Origin of the sequence: Pontibacter silvestris (assembly GCF_020907275.1) — a bacterium.
GTDB lineage: Bacteria > Bacteroidota > Bacteroidia > Cytophagales > Hymenobacteraceae > Pontibacter > Pontibacter silvestris.
The window spans coordinates 32,805-52,810 of record NZ_JAJJWI010000022.1; the positions used below are offsets into that span (position 1 = coordinate 32,805).

Annotated in this window: 18 protein-coding genes; 5 read left to right on the forward strand and 13 right to left on the reverse strand. The window is 40.0% G+C overall.

The features are described 5' to 3' along the window. The first annotated feature begins 39 nt into the window (after positions 1-39). A complete protein-coding gene (locus LN995_RS17520) occupies positions 40-546 on the forward strand; it encodes a hypothetical protein (RefSeq protein WP_229962383.1) in 507 nt (168 codons plus the stop codon). A gap of 72 nt (positions 547-618) precedes the next feature. On the opposite strand, the gene LN995_RS17525 is transcribed toward LN995_RS17520, so the two are convergent. The 3 genes from LN995_RS17525 to LN995_RS17535 form a co-directional block, all read right to left on the reverse strand. Next, positions 619-1,164: an FkbM family methyltransferase gene (locus LN995_RS17525; RefSeq protein WP_229962384.1), complete on the reverse strand. Its 546-nt coding sequence runs from the start codon at positions 1,162-1,164 to the stop codon at positions 619-621. Between the two features lie 564 nt (positions 1,165-1,728). Continuing rightward, entirely contained in the window at positions 1,729-2,394 is a 666-nt protein-coding gene (locus LN995_RS17530) for a DUF4159 domain-containing protein (RefSeq protein ID WP_229962385.1), read from the reverse strand. A gap of 61 nt (positions 2,395-2,455) precedes the next feature. Further along, positions 2,456-3,172 carry a 16S rRNA (uracil(1498)-N(3))-methyltransferase gene (locus tag LN995_RS17535; protein WP_229962386.1) on the reverse strand — a complete coding sequence of 239 codons (717 nt, stop codon included), beginning with the start codon at positions 3,170-3,172 and terminating at the stop codon, positions 2,456-2,458. 263 nt (positions 3,173-3,435) lie between these two features. Between LN995_RS17535 and LN995_RS17540 the strand changes: the two genes are divergently transcribed. Together LN995_RS17540 and LN995_RS17545 are read left to right on the forward strand one after the other, a co-directional pair. Beyond that, positions 3,436-4,875 carry a peptide MFS transporter gene (locus tag LN995_RS17540; protein ID WP_229962387.1) on the forward strand — a complete coding sequence of 480 codons (1,440 nt, stop codon included), beginning with the start codon at positions 3,436-3,438 and terminating at the stop codon, positions 4,873-4,875. 291 nt (positions 4,876-5,166) lie between these two features. After that, entirely contained in the window at positions 5,167-5,769 is a 603-nt protein-coding gene (locus tag LN995_RS17545) for a hypothetical protein (RefSeq protein ID WP_229962388.1), read from the forward strand. Between the two features lie 125 nt (positions 5,770-5,894). Here the strand turns inward: LN995_RS17545 and groL are convergent, their stop codons facing one another. The 10 genes from groL to LN995_RS17595 all read right to left on the reverse strand — a co-directional run bounded on the left by groL (position 5,895) and on the right by LN995_RS17595 (position 16,866). Beyond that, entirely contained in the window at positions 5,895-7,529 is a 1,635-nt protein-coding gene (gene groL, locus LN995_RS17550) for a chaperonin GroEL (protein WP_229962389.1), read from the reverse strand. 40 nt (positions 7,530-7,569) lie between these two features. Beyond that, positions 7,570-7,860 carry a co-chaperone GroES gene (gene groES, locus LN995_RS17555; protein ID WP_229962390.1) on the reverse strand — a complete coding sequence of 97 codons (291 nt, stop codon included), beginning with the start codon at positions 7,858-7,860 and terminating at the stop codon, positions 7,570-7,572. A gap of 273 nt (positions 7,861-8,133) precedes the next feature. Continuing rightward, the gene (gene secG, locus LN995_RS17560) at positions 8,134-8,520 is read right to left on the reverse strand and encodes a preprotein translocase subunit SecG (RefSeq protein WP_229962391.1); all 387 of its coding nucleotides are present in this window, start codon (positions 8,518-8,520) and stop codon (positions 8,134-8,136) included. 1 nt (position 8,521) lies between these two features. After that, positions 8,522-9,940 (reverse strand): hypothetical protein, encoded by a 1,419-nt coding sequence (locus LN995_RS17565; protein WP_229962392.1) that lies wholly within the window; start codon positions 9,938-9,940, stop codon positions 8,522-8,524. A gap of 25 nt (positions 9,941-9,965) precedes the next feature. Next, positions 9,966-10,493, reverse strand: a complete 528-nt coding sequence (gene lptE / locus LN995_RS17570) for an LPS assembly lipoprotein LptE (RefSeq protein WP_229962393.1) — start codon at positions 10,491-10,493, stop codon at positions 9,966-9,968. Further along, the gene (locus LN995_RS17575) at positions 10,477-11,748 is read right to left on the reverse strand and encodes a sigma-54 interaction domain-containing protein (RefSeq protein ID WP_229962394.1); all 1,272 of its coding nucleotides are present in this window, start codon (positions 11,746-11,748) and stop codon (positions 10,477-10,479) included. The genes lptE and LN995_RS17575 overlap by 17 nt, the downstream gene beginning before the upstream one ends. A 106-nt stretch (positions 11,749-11,854) precedes the next feature. After that, positions 11,855-13,288, reverse strand: a complete 1,434-nt coding sequence (miaB, locus tag LN995_RS17580; RefSeq protein ID WP_229962395.1) for a tRNA (N6-isopentenyl adenosine(37)-C2)-methylthiotransferase MiaB — start codon at positions 13,286-13,288, stop codon at positions 11,855-11,857. Between the two features lie 208 nt (positions 13,289-13,496). Continuing rightward, the gene (locus tag LN995_RS17585) at positions 13,497-14,795 is read right to left on the reverse strand and encodes an anthranilate synthase component I family protein (RefSeq protein WP_229962396.1); all 1,299 of its coding nucleotides are present in this window, start codon (positions 14,793-14,795) and stop codon (positions 13,497-13,499) included. A 217-nt stretch (positions 14,796-15,012) separates the two neighbouring features. Beyond that, entirely contained in the window at positions 15,013-15,744 is a 732-nt protein-coding gene (locus tag LN995_RS17590) for a zinc ribbon domain-containing protein (RefSeq protein ID WP_229962397.1), read from the reverse strand. 3 nt (positions 15,745-15,747) lie between these two features. Continuing rightward, positions 15,748-16,866: a Nif3-like dinuclear metal center hexameric protein gene (locus LN995_RS17595; protein WP_229962398.1), complete on the reverse strand. Its 1,119-nt coding sequence runs from the start codon at positions 16,864-16,866 to the stop codon at positions 15,748-15,750. Positions 16,867-16,926: 60 nt separating this feature from the next. Here LN995_RS17595 and lpxK point away from each other — a divergent pair, with 60 nt between their 5' ends. Together lpxK and LN995_RS17605 are read left to right on the forward strand one after the other, a co-directional pair. Continuing rightward, positions 16,927-17,979, forward strand: coding sequence for a tetraacyldisaccharide 4'-kinase (gene lpxK / locus LN995_RS17600; protein WP_262910517.1), 1,053 nt, complete (start codon positions 16,927-16,929; stop codon positions 17,977-17,979). 83 nt (positions 17,980-18,062) lie between these two features. After that, complete coding sequence (locus tag LN995_RS17605) at positions 18,063-19,982, forward strand: putative porin (protein ID WP_229962400.1); 1,920 nt, start codon at positions 18,063-18,065, stop codon at positions 19,980-19,982. Positions 19,983-20,006 lie beyond the last annotated feature (24 nt).

A 20,006-nucleotide genomic window follows, 5' to 3' on the forward strand; every position in this document is an offset into this window, starting at 1 on the left:
TTCGGTCTTTTTTCTTAAATTTGATAAGATATTCGACCTATGGAAGACATAAAGTTAATTTTAACTATACTTTTAGGTGTAGCTTATTTCCTGTTTACTACCTGGCGCAAAGCTTTTAAAGACGACAAGCAAGAGGTGCCGTCTGAAGCTGAACAGCAAAGAAGTCAACCTGTGCCCCAGGTTAAAAAGCCTAATGCACCCAAGACCTCTTTTGAAGACATTATGCGTGAACTACAGCCCAAAATGGATCGGGCAGAAGAGGAGAAAAAAACGGTAACCGAAACAATTAAAGAGAAGGTTAAGCCAGTTATACAGCCGGAAAAGCAGCCTTTTTCTTATGAACAGCTGCCTGTACGTAAGCCAGTTTCGCTGGAAAAATATAACAGGGTAAAAGAAAGGGAGAAGCTTGAGCAAAGCAATGTTGAGTCCTATACAAAGGGCTCTCATACCATCAGAAGCCTTTCCTATGCTGAAATGCTTCGTAACCCAAAAGGCTTACGAGAGGCAGTTGTACTTTCTGAAATTTTTAACAGAAAGTATCATTAGTTTCCATTTCTTAGTTTCTTGTAAAATAGAAAGTTATAAAAAAGCATTAAGCTAATACTTCAACTTTGATTTTTATTTGTAAGCTCTGATTAAGCCTCTCCTGAAATAAGGTGGTTTGATATCTTTATCGTAAATGTAGAGCATAAATCCAGTAGAATTTTCTGTTTTAAATCCTGATGAATGTAGCACTTTTGCTAAATGGGTTTCATCATTCTGCTTATGATAAGTTGTTATAGCTACTTTTAAATTAGAGTCTTTACTCAGTAACTCTTTACTTCCTTCGAGTAAATCTGCTTCAGCACCCTCCACATCAGCCTTTATAAAGTTTACGCTTTCTTTATCTTTGAAGAAAGCGTCCAGCGACAGATTGTGATGATCATTATTATTCGAAACATATTTATTAATAATTTCAACCTTCTCTTTCCAGGGAGCAAACGTAGCCTCCAAAGCTTCTATCCATTCTTCGTCCGTCTCAAAAAGATAAATTTTGCGAACTTGCTCTATTACTGACAGAGAAAAAATCCCTTCAGCAGCTCCGGCGTCTACCACTACCTCACCTTTTTCAACTTTAAACTGATCTGTCAAATACTTATGAGGAGAAGCTTTATCTTGCTCCAAGAGCAGGTAGTTGAAGTTTCGCTTTATCTTTCTGTTGTTCCAGGTGCGCTTAAGGTAAAGTCTTTTGCCGTAAAAAAGTACATACCGTAAATCAATATCCGCGTCATTAAAGACTTTTATATAATAAAGGTTGTAGTTTTCAACAAAGTTGCAGGGAAATATGTGTAACGGGTTCTTATGTAGAAAATCCAATGCTTCTCTTTTATCATCTGTTATTTCATTATCTGGAATTTCCTTATAAAAGTTTAGGATATCATTTCTTAACTTTTTCCTATACGTGTTATCAAAGTAGATAACAAGCTGTTTTCTAAGTAGTACTGGAGTAATTTTCTTATACAGAAAGTTTAAAAACATATACTAAAGTAATAGTTATATATTTTCCAATATAAGTTATTAATAGAGATTTAAAAAACGTTACAACATCTAGCGAGGCTTTCATGTTTTGACATTACAACTTATATTCATAAAAATACCTCTTTCCAATATCATTGAAAAGAGGTATTTTTATGAATATTTACTTTAGCGTATTCTGCGGTTACTTTTTTATCTAACGAGATATCCAATTTAGATATAGGAAATAAGAGCATAAAGAAGGATGTTAGCTCCCATCTGCAGTGCTTGCTGCCTTATGTCTTCCGGATCATTGTATACTTCCTGATCTTCCCAGCCATTCCCTAAATCTGTTTCATATGTATAGAAGCATACAAGACGCCCCTCATGCACAATTCCAAAACCTTGTGGCGGCTTATTATCATGTTCATGTACTTTAGGTAAGCCATTCGTGAACATAAACTTTTGTTTATATATAGGATGATCAAAAGGAAGTTCTACAAACTCATACTCTGGAAACACCTTTTTCATTTCTTTACGGATAAACTTGTCTAAGCCATAATTGTCATCGATATGAAGAAACCCTCCGCTTAAAAGGTAACTTCTCAAGTTTTTCGCTTCTGAATCTGAGAAAACCACGTTACCATGTCCTGTCATGTGCACAAAAGGATAGCTAAGTAGTTCAGGGCTGCCAACCTCTACGACAGCTTCTTCAGGCGCTATATTCATGTTTAAGTTTTGATTGCAGAACTGTATAAGGTTAGGTAGCGAAGTTTTATTGGCATACCAGTCACCACCACCATTATATTTAAGTCTTGCTATTCTGAAACTGTAATTGCGCTGTGCAATGAGCGGACTACATGTAAGTAGGAGCAGAATAATAACTATATATTTCTTCATAGGAGTGCAAATTAATTTGATTAAGGTTCATCATATTTACACTCCATATAAGCTGGTTTTGCTATAGCGGAGCGTAAACATCATGTAATACCTGTAATGTGTGGCAAGCTGCCAAGGCAGCTGTTTCTGTTCTTAACCTGCTTTGCCCTAAAGTAACAGGTCTTATTCCTGCATCATACGCCAGCTTAATCTCGCTGGAAGAGAAATCTCCCTCCGGACCAACTAAGATGCAATGAGGCTGTCCATACTTATAGTAGTCCTTTATACCTTTTGTTGCATCTTCTTCTAAATGAGCAATAAAAGTATGCTCTGAGATACATTTCTGCACAAATTTATGAAAAGGCACCATCTCATGTAGCAGAGGCAAATAACCCTTTTGAGATTGCTTCATAGCACTTACTGCAATCTTTTCTAGCCTGTCCAGCCTAAGTTGACGACGTTCAGAATGATCGCATAACAAGAATGATATTTCATTGACACCTATTTCTACTGCTTTCTCGACAAACCACTCTATGCGGTCTGTGTTCTTTGTTGGTGCTACGGCAATATGAGCTCTATAAGGTACCTTTCCATACTCCAGTTGCTTGTCTATTACCTGTAGCTGGCACTTCTTATGATGACCATCCTGAATGATTGCTGTGTAAAGGCCTCCGACTCCGTCTACCAGGTAAACTGTATCTCCTTGTTTAAGCCGCAGCACCTTGGCACAATGCCTGGACTCTTCCTCTTTTAAGGTATAAAACTCTGATTTAATGTCGGGAGTATAGAACAGGTGCACTTTCTTTTATTTAATATAAAGTTAACTATCATGAAAACTCAACATGTAAGAATAGATACGATGCCAAGGAATGCTAAAGTATAAAATTTGAATCAAAAAGAAAGGCAGGATGATTAAAAAGCTACTTTAAATCAAGATAAGCAATAAAATTAAGTAATGAGGTAGCGCTTTAGGGGTATCAAAAAATTTGCTAAAGGCGAAATAGGTTTGTAGTTTTAGTTTTTATTGCGAAAACTGTTTTATCGTTTACATTCAAATTTACTATGTCTAATTCACAAAATATATCCGGAGGGAGGGCACCTAGCTTTATAGAATCGCAGGGTACGCTGTTTGGCCATCCTAAAGGGTTGATGATTTTGTTCTTTACGGAAATGTGGGAGCGCTTTAGCTATTACGGCATGCGCGGCATTTTGGTTCTTTTTCTTGTTTCTACAACCAATGGTGGCTACGGCTGGAACAATGAAGAAGCTCTGGAATTGTACGGCACCTATACCATGTTTGTCTATTTAATGTCCATTCCTGGAGGTATCCTTGCTGATAAAGTTTTAGGGCAGAAGAAAGCAGTAATCATAGGTGGCTTTACACTAGTTGCAGGACACTTGTTGATGGCTTATCCTCCTGAGTGGGCTTTTTACACCGCACTTTGTTTGATTGTAGCTGGTACAGGTTTGCTAAAACCTAACATCTCTACGATGGTTGGTGGCCTTTACAGAGAGGGTGACAGCCGTCGCGACTCAGGTTTTACCATTTTCTATATGGGCATTAACCTGGGAGCCCTGTTAGCATCCTTAATTGTCGGATATGTGGGGGAAGTATATGGCTGGCATTATGGTTTTAGCCTGGCTGGTTTCGGTATGATATTAGGACAGGTTGTATTCATTTGGGGACGTAAGTACTTGAAAGGTATAGGTGATCTTGTTAAAAGTGATAAGAAAAAGGACATAATATTTACCAAAAATGAAGCAGTTGCCTCTGCTGGCTTTCTTGGATTTAACCGGCAGGAGTGGGATAGGATTATCGTTATCCTGATCTCTTTCATTATAGTACTTGTTTTCTGGGCCTCTTTTGAGCAGGCTGGTGGTTTAATGAACCTATATGCCTTACAATATACTGATCGTTTTGTATTTGGCTGGGAAGTTCCTACAGCCTGGCTTCAGGGACTGAACTCTTTCTTTATTCTGACATTTGGTGGCGTTGTAGCTTCAGTTTGGATTGCTTTGGCAAAACGCGGGAAAAATCCTCCATCAATCTTTAAAATGGGCTTAGGAACTGCCATACTGGGTGTTGGGTTTATCTTTATGGTGTTTGCTTCCTTACAACGAAACAGTTCGCCTGATGGATTGTCTTCTCTTCATTGGCTCGTTTTTGCGTACATGTTCCATACCTTAGGTGAACTGGCTCTATCGCCTGTCTCGCTTTCTTTTATTACGAAAGTAGCACCAAAGCGCATCGTTGCATCTATGATGGGCTTATATTTTGCTGTAACAGGCCTTGGTAATAAGCTAGCCTCCTTAATTGGCATTTGGGCACAGCGTCTGGGCGAACTGGAAATATTTATGGCTATAGCAGGCTTTACAATTATATTGGGTATTATACTGATGCTGCTTACCCGCAAAATAAATAACCTTACACATGGCATGGAAGATAAAAATGAGGGCGAGGAAGAAGCTCAAACAGGCCAGCTACTAGAAGCGGAGATATAACTAAATATTATTAATCATTTCAAAAAGCCATGGCACCTTAATAGGTACCATGGCTTTTTAATTTAAATATCATCTAAACCCATTCATAATGGCTATAGGCATTGATTGGTAAACAGTTGAATAAACCGAATCTAGTGATGCTTTTGTAATACTAGATATTTGTTTTTGCATCTTTTAAAGAATATTGCAATTATTTTTTTACTGTTTGTTATCTTTCCAGAATACAAGATATAAGTATAATATCTGAAATATAAGCTGGAAAAATCTTAAACGAAAACAACTTTTAGCCTTATGCTTACCCAATTAAGAAAATGTATTATTACCTGTGCATTGGTTACTGTGTGCATTGTTTCCCCGTCATGTGATCTCATCACAGTTCCTGGATCTAACGAGGGCTTACCTGAACCAGCTACAACTGTTTATACAATTAAGAAAGGCAGCCACTATGCTACCAGTAACCCTTTGAAGCGTAATTCAAATTCTATTATTAGATTTGAAGCTACCTTCGATAGTACTGCTGTTTATAAAACCCAAGCGACTGAGAACCAAGGTGACATCAATAAACTTTATGGTATATCGGACTGTAACTCTCCACACCAGACCAATAGTGCCCGTTTCGGCTGGCGTTGGTTAGAAAATCGTTTGGAAATTCATGCTTACTCTTATATAAACGGTACCCGCCAATCAACCTATATAGGTAGTGTTGAGCTTGGCAGGGCCTCTACTTATGAGTTAGAGCTAAAAGATGGGTTATATGTCTTTACTTTAGATGAGAAGCAGGTTACGTTGCCTCGCGGCTGCTCAGGAGCAGGGAATGGCTACCAGTTATACCCTTATTTTGGTGGAGATGAGGCAGCACCTCATGAAATTAACATTAAAATTAAAGTACTATAAAACAAAGTATAAAAGCAAATATTGTTTGAAAGAGAAATAGCAGCACTTTTTATAACCTAAACCAATTAAAAAGCCCTAAGCCATTACTGACTCAGGGCTTTTTATATTAAAGCTATGGGAGATGATTACATCATGCCGCCCATACCACCCATACCACCTGGCATAGCTGGAGCACCTTTATCTTCTTCAGGGTCTTCGGAAACTACACACTCAGTAGTTAACAGAAGGCCAGAGATAGAAGCTGCGTTCTCAAGAGCAAGACGCGTTACCTTAGTAGGATCAATAATTCCAGCCTGGAACATGTTCTCATACTTGTTATCACGTGCGTTGTAACCATAATCAGCTTTTCCTTCACGAACAGCCTGAACCACAACGGAACCTTCGCCACCTGCATTAGATACGATTGTTCTAAGCGGAGACTCCAGGGCAGTTTTGATGATCTGAACCCCAGTCTTTTCATCTGCATTGTAAACATCGAGGTCTTCAAGGGCATCAATTGCACGGATAAGGGCAACACCACCACCTGCAACAATACCTTCTTCAACGGCAGCACGAGTAGCATGTAAAGCATCATCTACACGATCTTTTTTCTCTTTCATCTCAACTTCAGTAGAAGCACCAATGTAAAGAATAGCTACACCGCCAGAAAGCTTCGCTAAACGCTCTTGCAGTTTTTCTTTATCATAGTCAGATGTAGTAGCTTCCATCTGCGCTTTAATCTGATTAACACGCGCTACGATATCATCTTTTGTACCTGCACCGTTTACAAGTGTAGTATTGTCTTTGTCGATGATAACTTTCTCCGCCTGTCCTAAATAGTCAAGAGTAGCATTCTCTAATTTATATCCTCTTTCTTCAGAGATTACAGTACCACCTGTCAGGATAGCGATATCTTCCAGCATTGCTTTTCTTCTGTCTCCGAAGCCAGGAGCTTTCACAGCAGCAATTTTTAGAGAGCCACGCAGCTTGTTAACTACTAGTGTAGCAAGCGCTTCTCCATCTACATCTTCAGCAATAATTACAAGTCCTTTACCAGTCTGAACAACTTGCTCCAATACAGGAAGCAGTTCTTTCATAGTAGAAACTTTCTTGTCGTAAATAAGGATGTAAGGATTATCGAAGTCAGCTTCCATTTTCTCCGTGTTTGTCACGAAGTAAGGAGACAGGTAACCACGGTCAAACTGCATACCTTCTACAGTTTTAACTTCTGTTTCAGTACCTTTAGCTTCTTCTACAGTAATTACACCGTCTTTACCAACTTTGTCCATTGCATCGGCAATCATTTTACCGATTTCAGGGTCATTGTTAGCAGAGATAGTACCTACCTGAGCAATTTCTGATGAGTTTTCAATTTTCTTAGACTGAGAGCGCAGGTTTTCTACAACAGCATCAACTGCTTTGTCAATACCACGCTTCAGGTCCATTGGGTTAGCACCTGCTGCTACGTTTTTAATACCAGCACTATATATAGCCTGAGCTAAAACAGTTGCTGTTGTAGTACCATCACCAGCCTGGTCAGCAGTTTTTGAGGCAACCTCTTTCACCAACTGAGCACCCATGTTTTCGATAGCGTCTTTCAGTTCGATTTCCTTCGCTACTGAAACACCGTCTTTCGTGATGGTAGGGGCACCGAATTTTTTGTCAATAATTACGTTACGGCCTTTAGGACCTAAAGTAACTTTTACAGCATTAGCCAGTTTATCGACACCAGATTTAATCTTGGTGCGTGCATCGGCATCAAATGTGATGTTCTTAGCCATAGTTATATTTCTTTCTGATTAAATTTTACTTAAAATAGAATTAAAGAATTGCCAGGATGTCAGATTCCCGCATGATCAGGTAGTCACCACCATCTACGGAGATTTCAGTACCTGCATATTTGCCATACAACACTTGGTCACCTACTTTAACCTGAGGTTTCATTATGGCACCTTGCTCAGACACCTTTCCTTCGCCAACGGCTACTACCTCACCACGCTGTGGTTTCTCTTTAGCAGTGTCAGGAATAATGATTCCAGATTTTGTTTTTTCTTCTGCTGCAGCAGGAGCAACAATTACTCTGTCTGCTAATGGTTTAATGCTGATTGACATAGTTATTTATTATGTTATTAGGTTTTATGGTTGAATTTTAACTTTGAAACCAAAAGAGTATTAACATTTCTTGTGCCAAGCCTGCTTTTTTACCTTGTTAAGCCATTTTTTCAGCTTTTCTAGCTAAAACACCTGACAAATCTGTCATTTTCTGCCACTACAATGGAACTTTTTACCTAAAACATCTGACAGAGTGTGTCAGTTCTAAATAAAAGAGCCGGCTGTTTCTTGAAGCAGCCGGCTCTTTTATTTATGCAACGAAGATGTTTCTATTTATTGTGCATTAGCAGTGTCAAGCATTTCAGGAATGTCAGCAGGATCAGGAATAGCTGCTGATGTATCAACCGCTCCTGGTAAATTAGGAGTAGCTGATGGAAGCTGCGACTGACGGGCACGCTCTTCATTCAGGGTTCTGCCTATTTCAGATGCTGATGAAGAAGCACCTAACATATGAGTGCCTAGTGTTAAAGCAACAAGGGCAACAGCAAATCCCCAGGTTAATTTCTCTAACAGGTCGCCTGTGCGTTTTACACCCATTAATTGGCTGGTACTACCACCAAACTGGCTGGACAACCCACCACCTTTAGGGTTTTGCGCTAGTACAACTAAGATAAGCAGTACGCAAATGAAAATTATAATGCTGATAAGAGCGATGTACATACTAATTTACGTTTTGTAATTTTTCTATCTGTTCGGCAAAGTAAGCTTTTTTTTCCGGATATTTCAACTGTAGTTGTTCATATATTTTGATTGCTTTCTTCACCTTTCCCTGGTTAATAAATATATTAGCCAGGCTTTCTGATGCAACGCCCTTTTTTATTTTAGAGCTTTTAAGGGATAGGTCTTCCTGCGGCTCTGGTTTTAGCTTCACATTAGCCATTGTTTTTAAGCGAGGGTTCAGCTTCAGGAACTGGTCAATAATATCCAGTTGTTTGCTTAAGGTATTTGCAGTGGGTTGAACAGCTTTTTCCAGTTCATGGGTTTTGCTGTACTCCAGTATCAGTTCAGGGTGGAAACTCTGAGGACGAGGCCGAGTATATTCATCTTTTAGCTGGATTACTTCGCCCAAACGGCTTGACCCCATCCAATATCCCAAGGTATCTTCAGCGTATAAGCGATCTATCTCATCTAAAGAATAATTTATCTCCGCATCCTCAGGCTTATATTCTGTCTCTTCCCGCTCATAGATATCTTCATTATCATTTGATAATAAGGATAATGAAGTAGCAGCATCTTTGGGTTCGTCTGCCTTTACTAAAGCTTCTTGATTGTTATCGGTATTTGTATCTTGAGGTTCCAGTACCGAAGGATACTCTGCAGATAATTCTTCGGGTGGAGCTACTATTAACTCATGAATGTAGCTTTTCTCTTCCTCTATGGCTAGTGCGGATAAAGCTTCATCCGTTTCTATGAAATGATGAGAAATATTAACTTGAAACGCTGCTGTTTTATCTTCAGCACCTTCCTTGTGCTTTTCAGCCAGCAAATCGGTGGAAGAGGGGCTAAGGCTGCTAACTGTAAGCAGCATAGCCAGCTCAGAATCCAGATATGTGTCATTTGTACCAGGTTCTTCTTCAGCAGGCAAGTCTGGCAGGTTAAAATTATCTGAAAGAGAACTTTCCTCTTCAACAGATTCAAAAAAGGGAACTTGTTCAGTCTGATGCTGGTCTTCTAAGCTCTCAACTGTTACTTCATCTTCTATGTCGTAGATAAGCCCTGATTCAACAACTTCTCCTTCTTCTACATTAAATGCTGCTTGATCTTGAATTACAGAAAGAGTTTCAGCTTTGGCAGCAACAAGTGTTTGCTCCTCAGTAGCGCTTTCTACAAAAACAGGTTCAGGTGTTGGAGAAGTATAAATAATACGCTTCAGAAACTGGCGGTCTGTAGCATAAGAAGAGGCGCGACGCAAACGCTGTGTAGACAGCATGCTTCCTTTATCAAAAGCAGACTTTGCTAGCAACAGGTGCGCTGTTTGGCAATAGGGGAAAGTAGCGGCTACTTTTTCCAGCTCTTCTGTTTGCTGGTCAGAAATATTTGATACTTGTTGTATCAGTTTTAGAAAAGCTGATTTATTCATGCAGGTTGTGTAATTGTTGAGCCAATTACCAATCGGCTACTGTCTTATTAAAAACATCTGTTACCAAACGTTCCGTCATACTGGTAATACTTGCCGCAGGAATCTGCGTTATATCTACATCTCCCTCAAAATTCTCAGATATGGTAAACAGCCTGTCAAAGTCTTTTTGAGGGTCCTTAGTATTCGTAAAGCGGACCTGTATGCCTAATGTAAGGCGGTTCAGGCTGGCTTGGTCTTGCTGCCCTTCACGCTCAATTGCCGCAGGGGAATAAGTAAAACTAACAATTTGTCCTGCCAGTTGCAAATCTCCCTCAGCTTGTATAACAGTCAGGTTTGTGTTACGTCTATAGTAATTTTTAAATGTGGTTGTTACAATGTCCGTTAGGTTAGAGGGGCCTTCACCCGTGCTGTTCTCTATAGTCTGTATAGACATAGATTTAATATCAGGAGAAATGGTAGTACCTGAAAAGGAATAAATGCCACAACTGCTGCAAATGACAAGCAACAGTGAAAGAGCTGTGGCAAAAAAGCTGGTTTTATTCTTCAATGTCATATTGTTTTAACTTCCTGTAAAGGGTTCGCTCCGAAATTCCAAGGTCTTGTGCCGCATATTTGCGCTTATTGTTGTGTTTTTTCAGAGCCTTTAATATTAATTCTTTTTCTTTATCTTCTAAAGAAAGACTTTCTTCTTCTGTTTCGTGCGGAATATCTTCTACTCGCTGGTCTTCATATTCATCTGGCTGAGACTGTTTAATTGGTAGGTAGAAGTTGTCCTGCGGCTCCTGTGGATGATAACTGTGCCCGTTAGCCTGTTCAATGTTTTCGAACAAGTGGCTGTGTTCCTTTAACAGATCCTCATCGTTTGGCCGGTGCGTCAGCATGTCAAAAACAAGTTGTTTAAGCTCCGATACGTCACGACGCATGTCAAAAAGCACTTTGTACAGCAAGTCACGTTCCGAAAAGGTCTGATCAGAATTAGCTTCTTTGGCAAGCAAAGCTGGCAGATTGCTGCCTGGTACTTCCTGTGGCAAGTACTGGCGTAGCTTTTCAGCATCAACCTCACGATCATATTCCAGAACGGATATTTGCTCCACAATATTTTTTAACTGTCTGATATTACCTGGAAAACGGAAACGCAACAGTTGCTGAACTGCATCTGGTGTAAGCGTGATCGGTTTAACTTTGTATTTCTCAGAGAAATCACTGGCAAACTTTCGGAAAAGCAGGTAGATATCATCATCCCGCTCACGCAGAGGGGGCACTGAAATAGGAACAGTATTAAGGCGATAATACAGGTCTTCGCGGAACCGTCCTTTTTCTACAGCATTTACCAAGTTAACATTTGTTGCTGCTACAACCCGCACATCTGTCTTTTGAACTTTTGAGGAGCCTACTTTAATAAACTCGCCATTCTCCAGCACACGTAGCAGGCGAGCCTGTGTACCCAGAGGCATTTCTCCGATTTCATCCAAGAAAATAGTACCTCCATCTGTCACTTCAAAATAACCTTTACGGGTTTCAGTTGCGCCCGTAAATGATCCTTTTTCATGTCCGAAAAGCTCAGAGTCAATTGTTCCCTCAGGTATGGCGCCGCAGTTTATGGCAATGAACTGCCCGTGCTTACGAGGGCTCAGTTGATGTATTATTTTAGAGAAAGACTCTTTCCCGCTACCACTTTCACCAGTAATAAGCACCGTCATATCGGTAGGAGCCACCTGAACTGCCACTTGAATGGCATAATTCAACAGTGGAGAGTTTCCAATAATTCCGAAGCGTTGTTTTATACTTTGGATATCTATGTTTCGCATGAATTAAAATGTGCTACTAATGAGGTAATCTGCTGAATGTGTTAGTTTAAAGCTGTACTTCTTCTTTTATTGCTTTAGCACAATAACGAATCAAACCACGAACAAATTAATCTACTGCTTCGCCGAAAAGAGTACCTACACTGCAGTCATGAACAAACACGTTCACATAGTCTCCTTTCTTATAATGTTTTTTATCGAAAATAACTACTTTATTCTGGTCGTTACGGCCACTTAATTGCTCATTCGATTTCTTGGAGAAGCCCTCCACTAACACCTTATGTACTCTGCCTATATCACGTTTATTTCGAGCCAGCGACGTTTCCCTTTGCTTTTCAATAATCTCTGCCAAACGACGCTTTTTCACCTCCAGAGGAATATCATCTTCCAGTTTGCGGGCTGCTAAAGTACCCGGGCGCTCTGAATAGAAGAACATATAGGAGTAATCGTACTGCACATAGTCCATCAGAGACAGCGTATCCTGGTGCTCTTCTTCAGTTTCGGTGCAGAAACCAGAAATCATATCAGAAGAAATACCGCATTCATCCCCTAAAATTCTACGAATGGCATCTACCCGGTTAATGTACCACTCACGATCATAGGTACGGTTCATGAGCTCCAACACGCGGGAATTCCCACTTTGAGCCGGCAGGTGAATGTATTTACAGATGTTGTCATACTTCTTCATAGTGTATAAGACCTCATCCGTAATATCTTTCGGATGCGAAGTCGAGAAACGAACACGCAAACCTGGGTTTATGAGTGCCACCATTTCCAGCAGTTGCGCAAAGTTAACCTGCTCCGTACCATCTTCTGAAGTCCATTTGTAAGAGTCCACGTTCTGGCCCAGCAAGGTCACCTCTTTATAATTCTGAGCTACCAGCGCCTGCACTTCCCTTACAATAGAGTGAGCATCGCGACTGCGCTCCCGACCACGAGTAAACGGCACGACACAGAAAGAGCACATGTTATCGCAACCACGCATAATAGAAACAAAGGCACTGACACCATTGCTGTTCAGGCGCACAGGACTTATATCAGCATATGTTTCCTCACGCGACAATAAAACATTCACAGCTTTCTGACCACCATCTACCTCGTTAATCAAGTTAGGTAGGTCACGATAAGCATCAGGACCTACTACCAGATCAACTATCTTTTCTTCATCTAGAAGAGACTTTTTCAGACGCTCGGCCATGCAGCCTAGCACGCCTATCACCATTTCCGGTTTCTTTTTCTTGTGGTAGTTTATTTGGCCAAGACGATTTCGAACAGTTTGTTCTGCTTTTTCGCGAATAGAGCAGGTGTTAAGAAATACTACATCTGCCTGTTCAATATCAGAAGTTGTGTCAAAGCCTTGCTCGAACATAATGGAGCTAACTATTTCACTGTCAGAGAAGTTCATCTGGCAGCCATAGCTCTCTATATATAGTTTTCTCGATTTACCTGTGTTTGTTTCTTCTGTTACTTTAGTATCACAAGACGCAGAAGCTTGCTCAGGAGTGCGGTTGTCAATAAAATCTAAATCTACTATAGGATCCATACTTAAACTATTATAGCTGCAAATATACTACAATCTCATCAAAAGATGTGACAGAATGGCAGGCAAGAGACAAATTACAAAGGAAAAATTAGGAAAGACAGGGTTTACATCCTTTTCAGCCTTAAAAGAACATTTAAAGTGCTATAACATTACTGGCACTTTATTAACTCCCTTTTGCTCCATTAAAATATTTTTTGAAAGCCTATCTTCAGCCAAGAACCTGCATCATAGCCTGAGCTTTTAGCAGGCACTCCTGGTATTCTTTCTCAGGATCAGAGTCGTACGTAATGGCACTTCCGACCATAAAAGAAAGGTATCCAGTAGAGGCATTATATTGCAGGCTACGGATAACAACATTAAAATCAAAGTCCTGGTTGGGCATTATATAACCAAAAGCACCCGAATAAAGTCCTCTCCTTGTTTCTTCCAGTTCCTCGATCAGTTGCATCGCACTTATTTTAGGGGCACCTGTCATACTTCCCATCGGAAAAGTGCCTAGCAAAGCATCAGTTATATCACACTCCGGCCTTAGTTCACCGATGATAGTAGATATCATTTGTGAAACTTGTTTAAAACCATAAATGCCAAACATTTCCTCTACATGTACAGATCCGGTAGCGCATGAGCGTCGAAGGTCATTTCTAACCAGGTCTACTATCATCATATTTTCAGCCAGCTCTTTTTCATCATTTCGAAGTTGATATTGAAGCTCCTGATCCTCTTCTGCTGTTGCACCTCGTTTTATGGTTCCTTTGATAGGCTGAGATATAAGCTTGCTTCTTTCTTTTTTAAGGAATCTTTCCGGTGAAGCACACAAAAGATATTTACCACTGCACTTAAGGTAACCTGAAAAAGGAGTAGGTGAGGCTGCGTTAAGAGCTAGATATAAAGGCAGTGGTTGAACATGAACTTTTTCAGCATAGAACTCAATACAATAATTCAGTTCGTACACATTCCCCACAACAACATGCTCCTTAATATGCTCTACATTTAATTTGTAATCATCGGGAGAAACGCGCTGTTTAATTTCTAAACCTATAGGTGAGGCTGGCAATGGTGTAGGGGTGGCTAATATATCACTTATGATCTTTTTCGATATTACCTCTGAATTACTTATTCTTATGTCTTCATGATTAAAGTTTAAGATTAAGATGGGTTCAAAAAAGTGAAGTAACGGGAAGCCTAACTTATCTATGTTCTGGCTAAATAGAGCTTCTATTTGGTTTTTTAAATCATAGCCCAGATAACCACATAATAAGCTTTTATTTTCTTTTAAATGTTTACGCAAATCATCTAATGAAGATGTCTCTTCAAAAGTAAGCGCTGGGCCAGAAGAAACTGCTAGCATGTGCTGAAAGCCATTATGTGGATAGGGGATATCGTTTGGGTTGTAGTAAGCTACATTTGGAAATTGATCAGCCCAGGCCAGTGCTTTCAGCCTGAACTCATCAAGTGGTACAGGCAGTTCATGTGCCTTAATCTCTACAGAGTACATGTTGTCAGTCATGTGACCGTAATATGAAGTAAGAAAGTAAGGCGGCTAAAGTTAACTAATCTCTTTATGAAAAATGCATAACTTCAGCCAAGCCAATTCTTTAATTATGTAAGAAAGAACGCTGATGTAGAATTTGATTCACATAAAAAAAGGATGGCTAATTAGACCATCCTTTTTGATATGCTATGCGAGCGAAAAAACACTCTGATTATGATCAAACTTCTGGGGATTAAGCAACACGCAGTTCAACACCAGCTAGAATACGGCCACAGTGCTCACAAACTATAATTTTCTTTTGTGCTGCAATGTCAGCCTGGCGCTGAGGAGGAACAGTATTGAAGCAGCCACCACAGGCATCACGCTTAACAGTTACTACGGCTAGGCCATTGCGAACATTCTTACGGATACGGGAGTAGGCACTAAACAAACGATCTTCTATGTTAGAAGCAGCGAAATCACGTTCTTTTTCAAGCTTATTTTCTTCCTCTTCACTTTCAGAAACGATCTGATCAAGTTCCTGCTTCTTATTATCAAGATCTTTACGGCGCTCATCCAGACGGTTTTTAGTGCCTTCTATCTCTTTGCCTTTCTGCTCAATCTGATAATGTGCTTCCTTTATTTTCTTTTCAGCAATCTGAATTTCAAGTTTCTGAAGTTCTATTTCCTTTGTGATGGCATCGTACTCACGGTTGTTGCGTACGTTTGTCTGCTGATCTTCGTATTTGCGAATTAGGCTTTCAGCGTCCTTAATAGCTTGTTTACGCTGTGCGATAGAATCATTCAGAGCCGTGATTTCATCGTCAAACTTACGAACCCGCACCTCATAGCCTTCGATTTCATCTTCTAGGTCTTGAACCTCTTCAGGCAAGTCGCCTCTTACGCGTCTTATTTCGTCAAGCTGTGAATCAATGCTTTGAAGCTTTAGCAAAGCCTCCAGTTTACTGGCTACCGTACTTTCCATGTATTAATAGGTGTATCTGACAGGGTTTGTATTAATATTCGATAAATAGACTGCAAAATTAGTAAAGTTTTTTGAAATAGCGTCATAAAAAATCTCCTTTGTATAAACCTCGCTTTCATAATGCCCAATATCTGCAATCATTAGCCTGCTTTCAGCATCAAAAAACTCATGATACTTTACGTCGCCAGTTACAAATGCATCAGCGCCTGCACGAATGGCATCTTTGATCAAAAAACTTCCTGAGCCTCCACACACAGCCACACGCTTAACTTTTTTATTATCTATAGAAGTGTACCGAAGCCCCTGTAGCTGCATCTTATCTTTTAAGTAATTCAGAAAACCTTCTTCTGTTAGTTCCTGGTCTAAATTACCAACCATTCCTATACCTATTTCCTGGTTATTGTTTTCCAGAGCATAAATATAATGTGCAACTTCTTCATAAGGATGAGCCTTTTGCAGAGCCGCCACTATTTTATGTTGCTGATAGGCAGGAAAGATAACTTCAATACGATTTTCATCTACCTGTTCCGGTTTGCCTGCCTCGCCAATAGTAGGGTTTGCTCTTTCAGAAGGTTTAAACCTGCCTGTGCCTTGTACCTGAAAGCTACAGTTGCTGTACTCGCCAATGTTACCCGCTCCGGCTTTATGTAAAGCTGCCAGAACCTCTTCTGTATGCTGTACAGGCACAAATGTAACCAGTTGCATAAGCGTTTCAGGCTTGTTTACCAAAATATGCTGGTTCTGCAACTGCAATTTGTCTGCGATCTTTGTATTTACGCCATGCAACACATTGTCAAGATTGGTATGGCAGGCATATATTGCAATGTTATGCTGAATAGCTTTAATGATAGTACGCTCCACGTAGTTTCGGCCAGTAAGAGATTTCAGGCCTTTAAATATAACCGGATGATGAGCCACAACTAAATTGCAGCCCTTCTCTATTGCTTCGTCTAACACCGCTTCTGTACAATCCAGTGTTACCAGCACCCCCTTTACTTTGTCAGTAGCAATGCCTGTCTGAAGGCCGGAGTTATCATAACTTTCCTGGTAACGAAGAGGGGCCAGGTTTTCCAGCAGTCGTGTAATATCCTGTATGGTTGCCATCGTTTTAGTTGTATTCATGTATGCTGTTATGTAGGCACGTTAAATTTATCTTATTTTTGCCTTGACTACAAAACCAGGATGAAATATCTAAAAATAATACTCTTGCCCTTTTCATGGTTATACGGAGGAATCATGAACCTTCGGAATTTCCTTTATGATAAAGGTTTACTTGAATCACAAGGATTTAACTTACCTGTGATAGTTGTTGGTAATCTAACGGTGGGTGGTACGGGCAAAACGCCGCATGTTGAATATTTACTCCGTTTATTTAATGTCTATAAAAGCATCGCTACTTTAAGCAGAGGGTACAAGCGTAACACAAGAGGGTTTGTTCTGGCAGATGTGTCAGCCACTGCAGCTACCATAGGAGATGAACCTTTTCAGTATTATCAGGATCACCCCAACGTACACGTAGCTGTTTGTGAAGATCGTGTAAAGGGCATTGAGCAACTGCAACATCTTTTTCCAGAACTAAATCTTGTTATACTGGATGATGCAATGCAGCATAGGCCTGTACAACCATCATTCAATATCCTGATTACAGATTATAACAGGTTGTTTTATAAAGATTATGTAATGCCAGCCGGGTTGTTGAGGGAACCCAGGAAAGGTGCAAATCGGGCAGATGCTGTGGTTGTTAGTAAGTGTCCGCCAAATATGGACAAGGGTGAAATGCAACGTATAAAAGACAACATCTGCAAGTATACCAAACCAGATACTCCTGTCTTCTTTTCCTGTTTCAGATATGGTTTACCTGTTGCCGTTGGTGCCAAGGCTATGTTAAAGAAAAAAGCTATTTTAGTAACTGGCATTGCAAATCCGGCCCCTCTTAAAAGCTACCTGAATGTCAACGGGTATACAATATTTGAACAGCTTTCATTCTCGGATCATCATCAATATACCCTGCAAAATATTATAAAGCTTCAGGAACTGCTTAAAAACGATAAATACAAAGATGCCGTTATACTGACAACAAGTAAAGATGCTGTTAAACTGACAGGGCCTGATCTTGTAGAATCTATCAGTAGGCTTCCTGTTTTTTATGTGCCCATAGAAGTGCAGTTCTTGCAGAACGCTGAAGCTTTTGACCGGCTCGTATTGCAACATATACAGAGCTTCTTAAAGTACTAGTTTAACCCATACTCATAGATGATTTATACATGACAGAGCAGGTAGAAGGATGCTTGTTGTATAAAAATCACTATTTTTGAACCGTGAAAAGAATCTTTTTAGTTGCCATACTTTTTGTGATAGGCTTTTTGGCACAGCAGAGTGCCACTGCTCAAATTATAGATGATTCCACTAAGGTACTTTATAGCCCTAAAACAACCCTCCAGTTATTTGAACAGGATGTATTGGAAGGGCGATATCTGGAGCAGCGTATAGACACAAGCCTTCAGAACATGCATAATGAACGCTACTGGTATCAGGATTCTGCTTATTACCAGCATTTGGGTAATGTTGGTACCGCTGCGCAACCACTTTTTTATCGGATGCCACAGAAAATAGGGGTCAGGTTAGGTAAAAATATTTTTGACCGCTATGCTTACGACCCTCAAAATATAAACTATTATAACACCCGTTCCCCCTATACACATTTATATTACGTGCAGGGTGGCCAGGGAGAGCAGGTTTTTGAAGGTATTCATGCCCGCAATATCTCCCCGAACTGGAACGTAGGGCTGGCATATAGAATTATCTCAACAGAAAAGCAATTTAGTGCGAGAAGTAACCTTACCAATGGGCTTATCAGTAACCATGCGGTAAAAGTTTTCACTCATTATCGCTCTAAAAATGATAAGTATGACCTGTTTGCCAATTTTACGTCTATGAAAGCGGAGCAAATAGAACAGGGAGGGATCATCCCTGAATCAGCTGATGCCACACCTGAAAGCTTGTTTGATTATGATGACTATGAGACTATACCTGCATTTTTAGAACAAGCCTCTAATGATGAAGGACGCAATAACTTTCACTTAATGCACATTTATAAATTAGTGGGAGAAGATTTAAAGTTTTATCATACATTGGATCTGCACCGACAGAGCAATACATACCAGGATGCTGCAATTCCTTACGAAACAGATGCAGATGGAAGAAGCAGTTTGTTGTTTTATCCAAGAACAATTTACAATAGCAGCCAAACAATGGACAGCACGATTTACAAGGAAACCCAAAATGTAATCGGTGTAACTGGTAATAATAAGCTGTCTTTTTATAAAGCTTTTATTAAGTACCGTAGTGCGAACATAAACTATCGCACCAATTACAGGTTTGCAAGTGAAGATACTACTTCGGCTGCCGCTGTGTACAATAGCAAAGACTATAACCAACTATTTGTTGGTGGGCAGCTACGCTTGTTCTATGAAAATAAAGCTGAGCTTAAAGTTGAAGGTGAGTTTCAGATTTCAACAGATTACTGGGTTAAGGGTACTGCTAGGCTTGGGGGCTTGCAAGGTTCGCTGGAGCGAGTGCTTATATCACCAACAGTTACTCAAAGCTATATGCTGAGCAACCACTATGTCTGGGAGAATGATTTCAATAATTCTGTTACGGATAATATAGCGGCCTCATATGCCGGGAAAATCGGTGGAAGACAGTTTGTAAAGCTTTCAGGGCATTACACTAATATTAAGCGTTATATATATTACAACGAAGAACAAGTGCCTGAGCAGCTAAGCCGTAACCAGCGTTTCTGGGGAGCTGAGATTTCTCATCATGTTCGCTTCGGAGCTTTTCACCTGGAAAACTATGTAAAATACACTAATACTGATGAGGCAGATAAAGTCAGAATGCCTGAGTTCTTAGTAGACTCCAAGCTTTATTTCCAGGGGGCACTGTTTAAGGACGCACTTTACGGGCAATTGGGAGTGCAGGCAACAATGCCTACAGGATATTATGCTGATGCTTATATGCCGGTTACGCAGCAGTTTTATGTGCAGGATAATTTCGAAACAAATACTTATCCTGTCATTGATCTATTTGTGACCGTGGATATAAAGAACCTGAATGCCTTTCTTAGTATGAGGCATTTTAACTATGACTTATGGGAGCCTGGATATTTTTCTACTCCTTACTATCCAGGTATGCGCCGAAGCTTTACATTTGGCATAAAGTGGATGTTTTTTGACTAAGCTATACTCAATGTTATTAGTAAA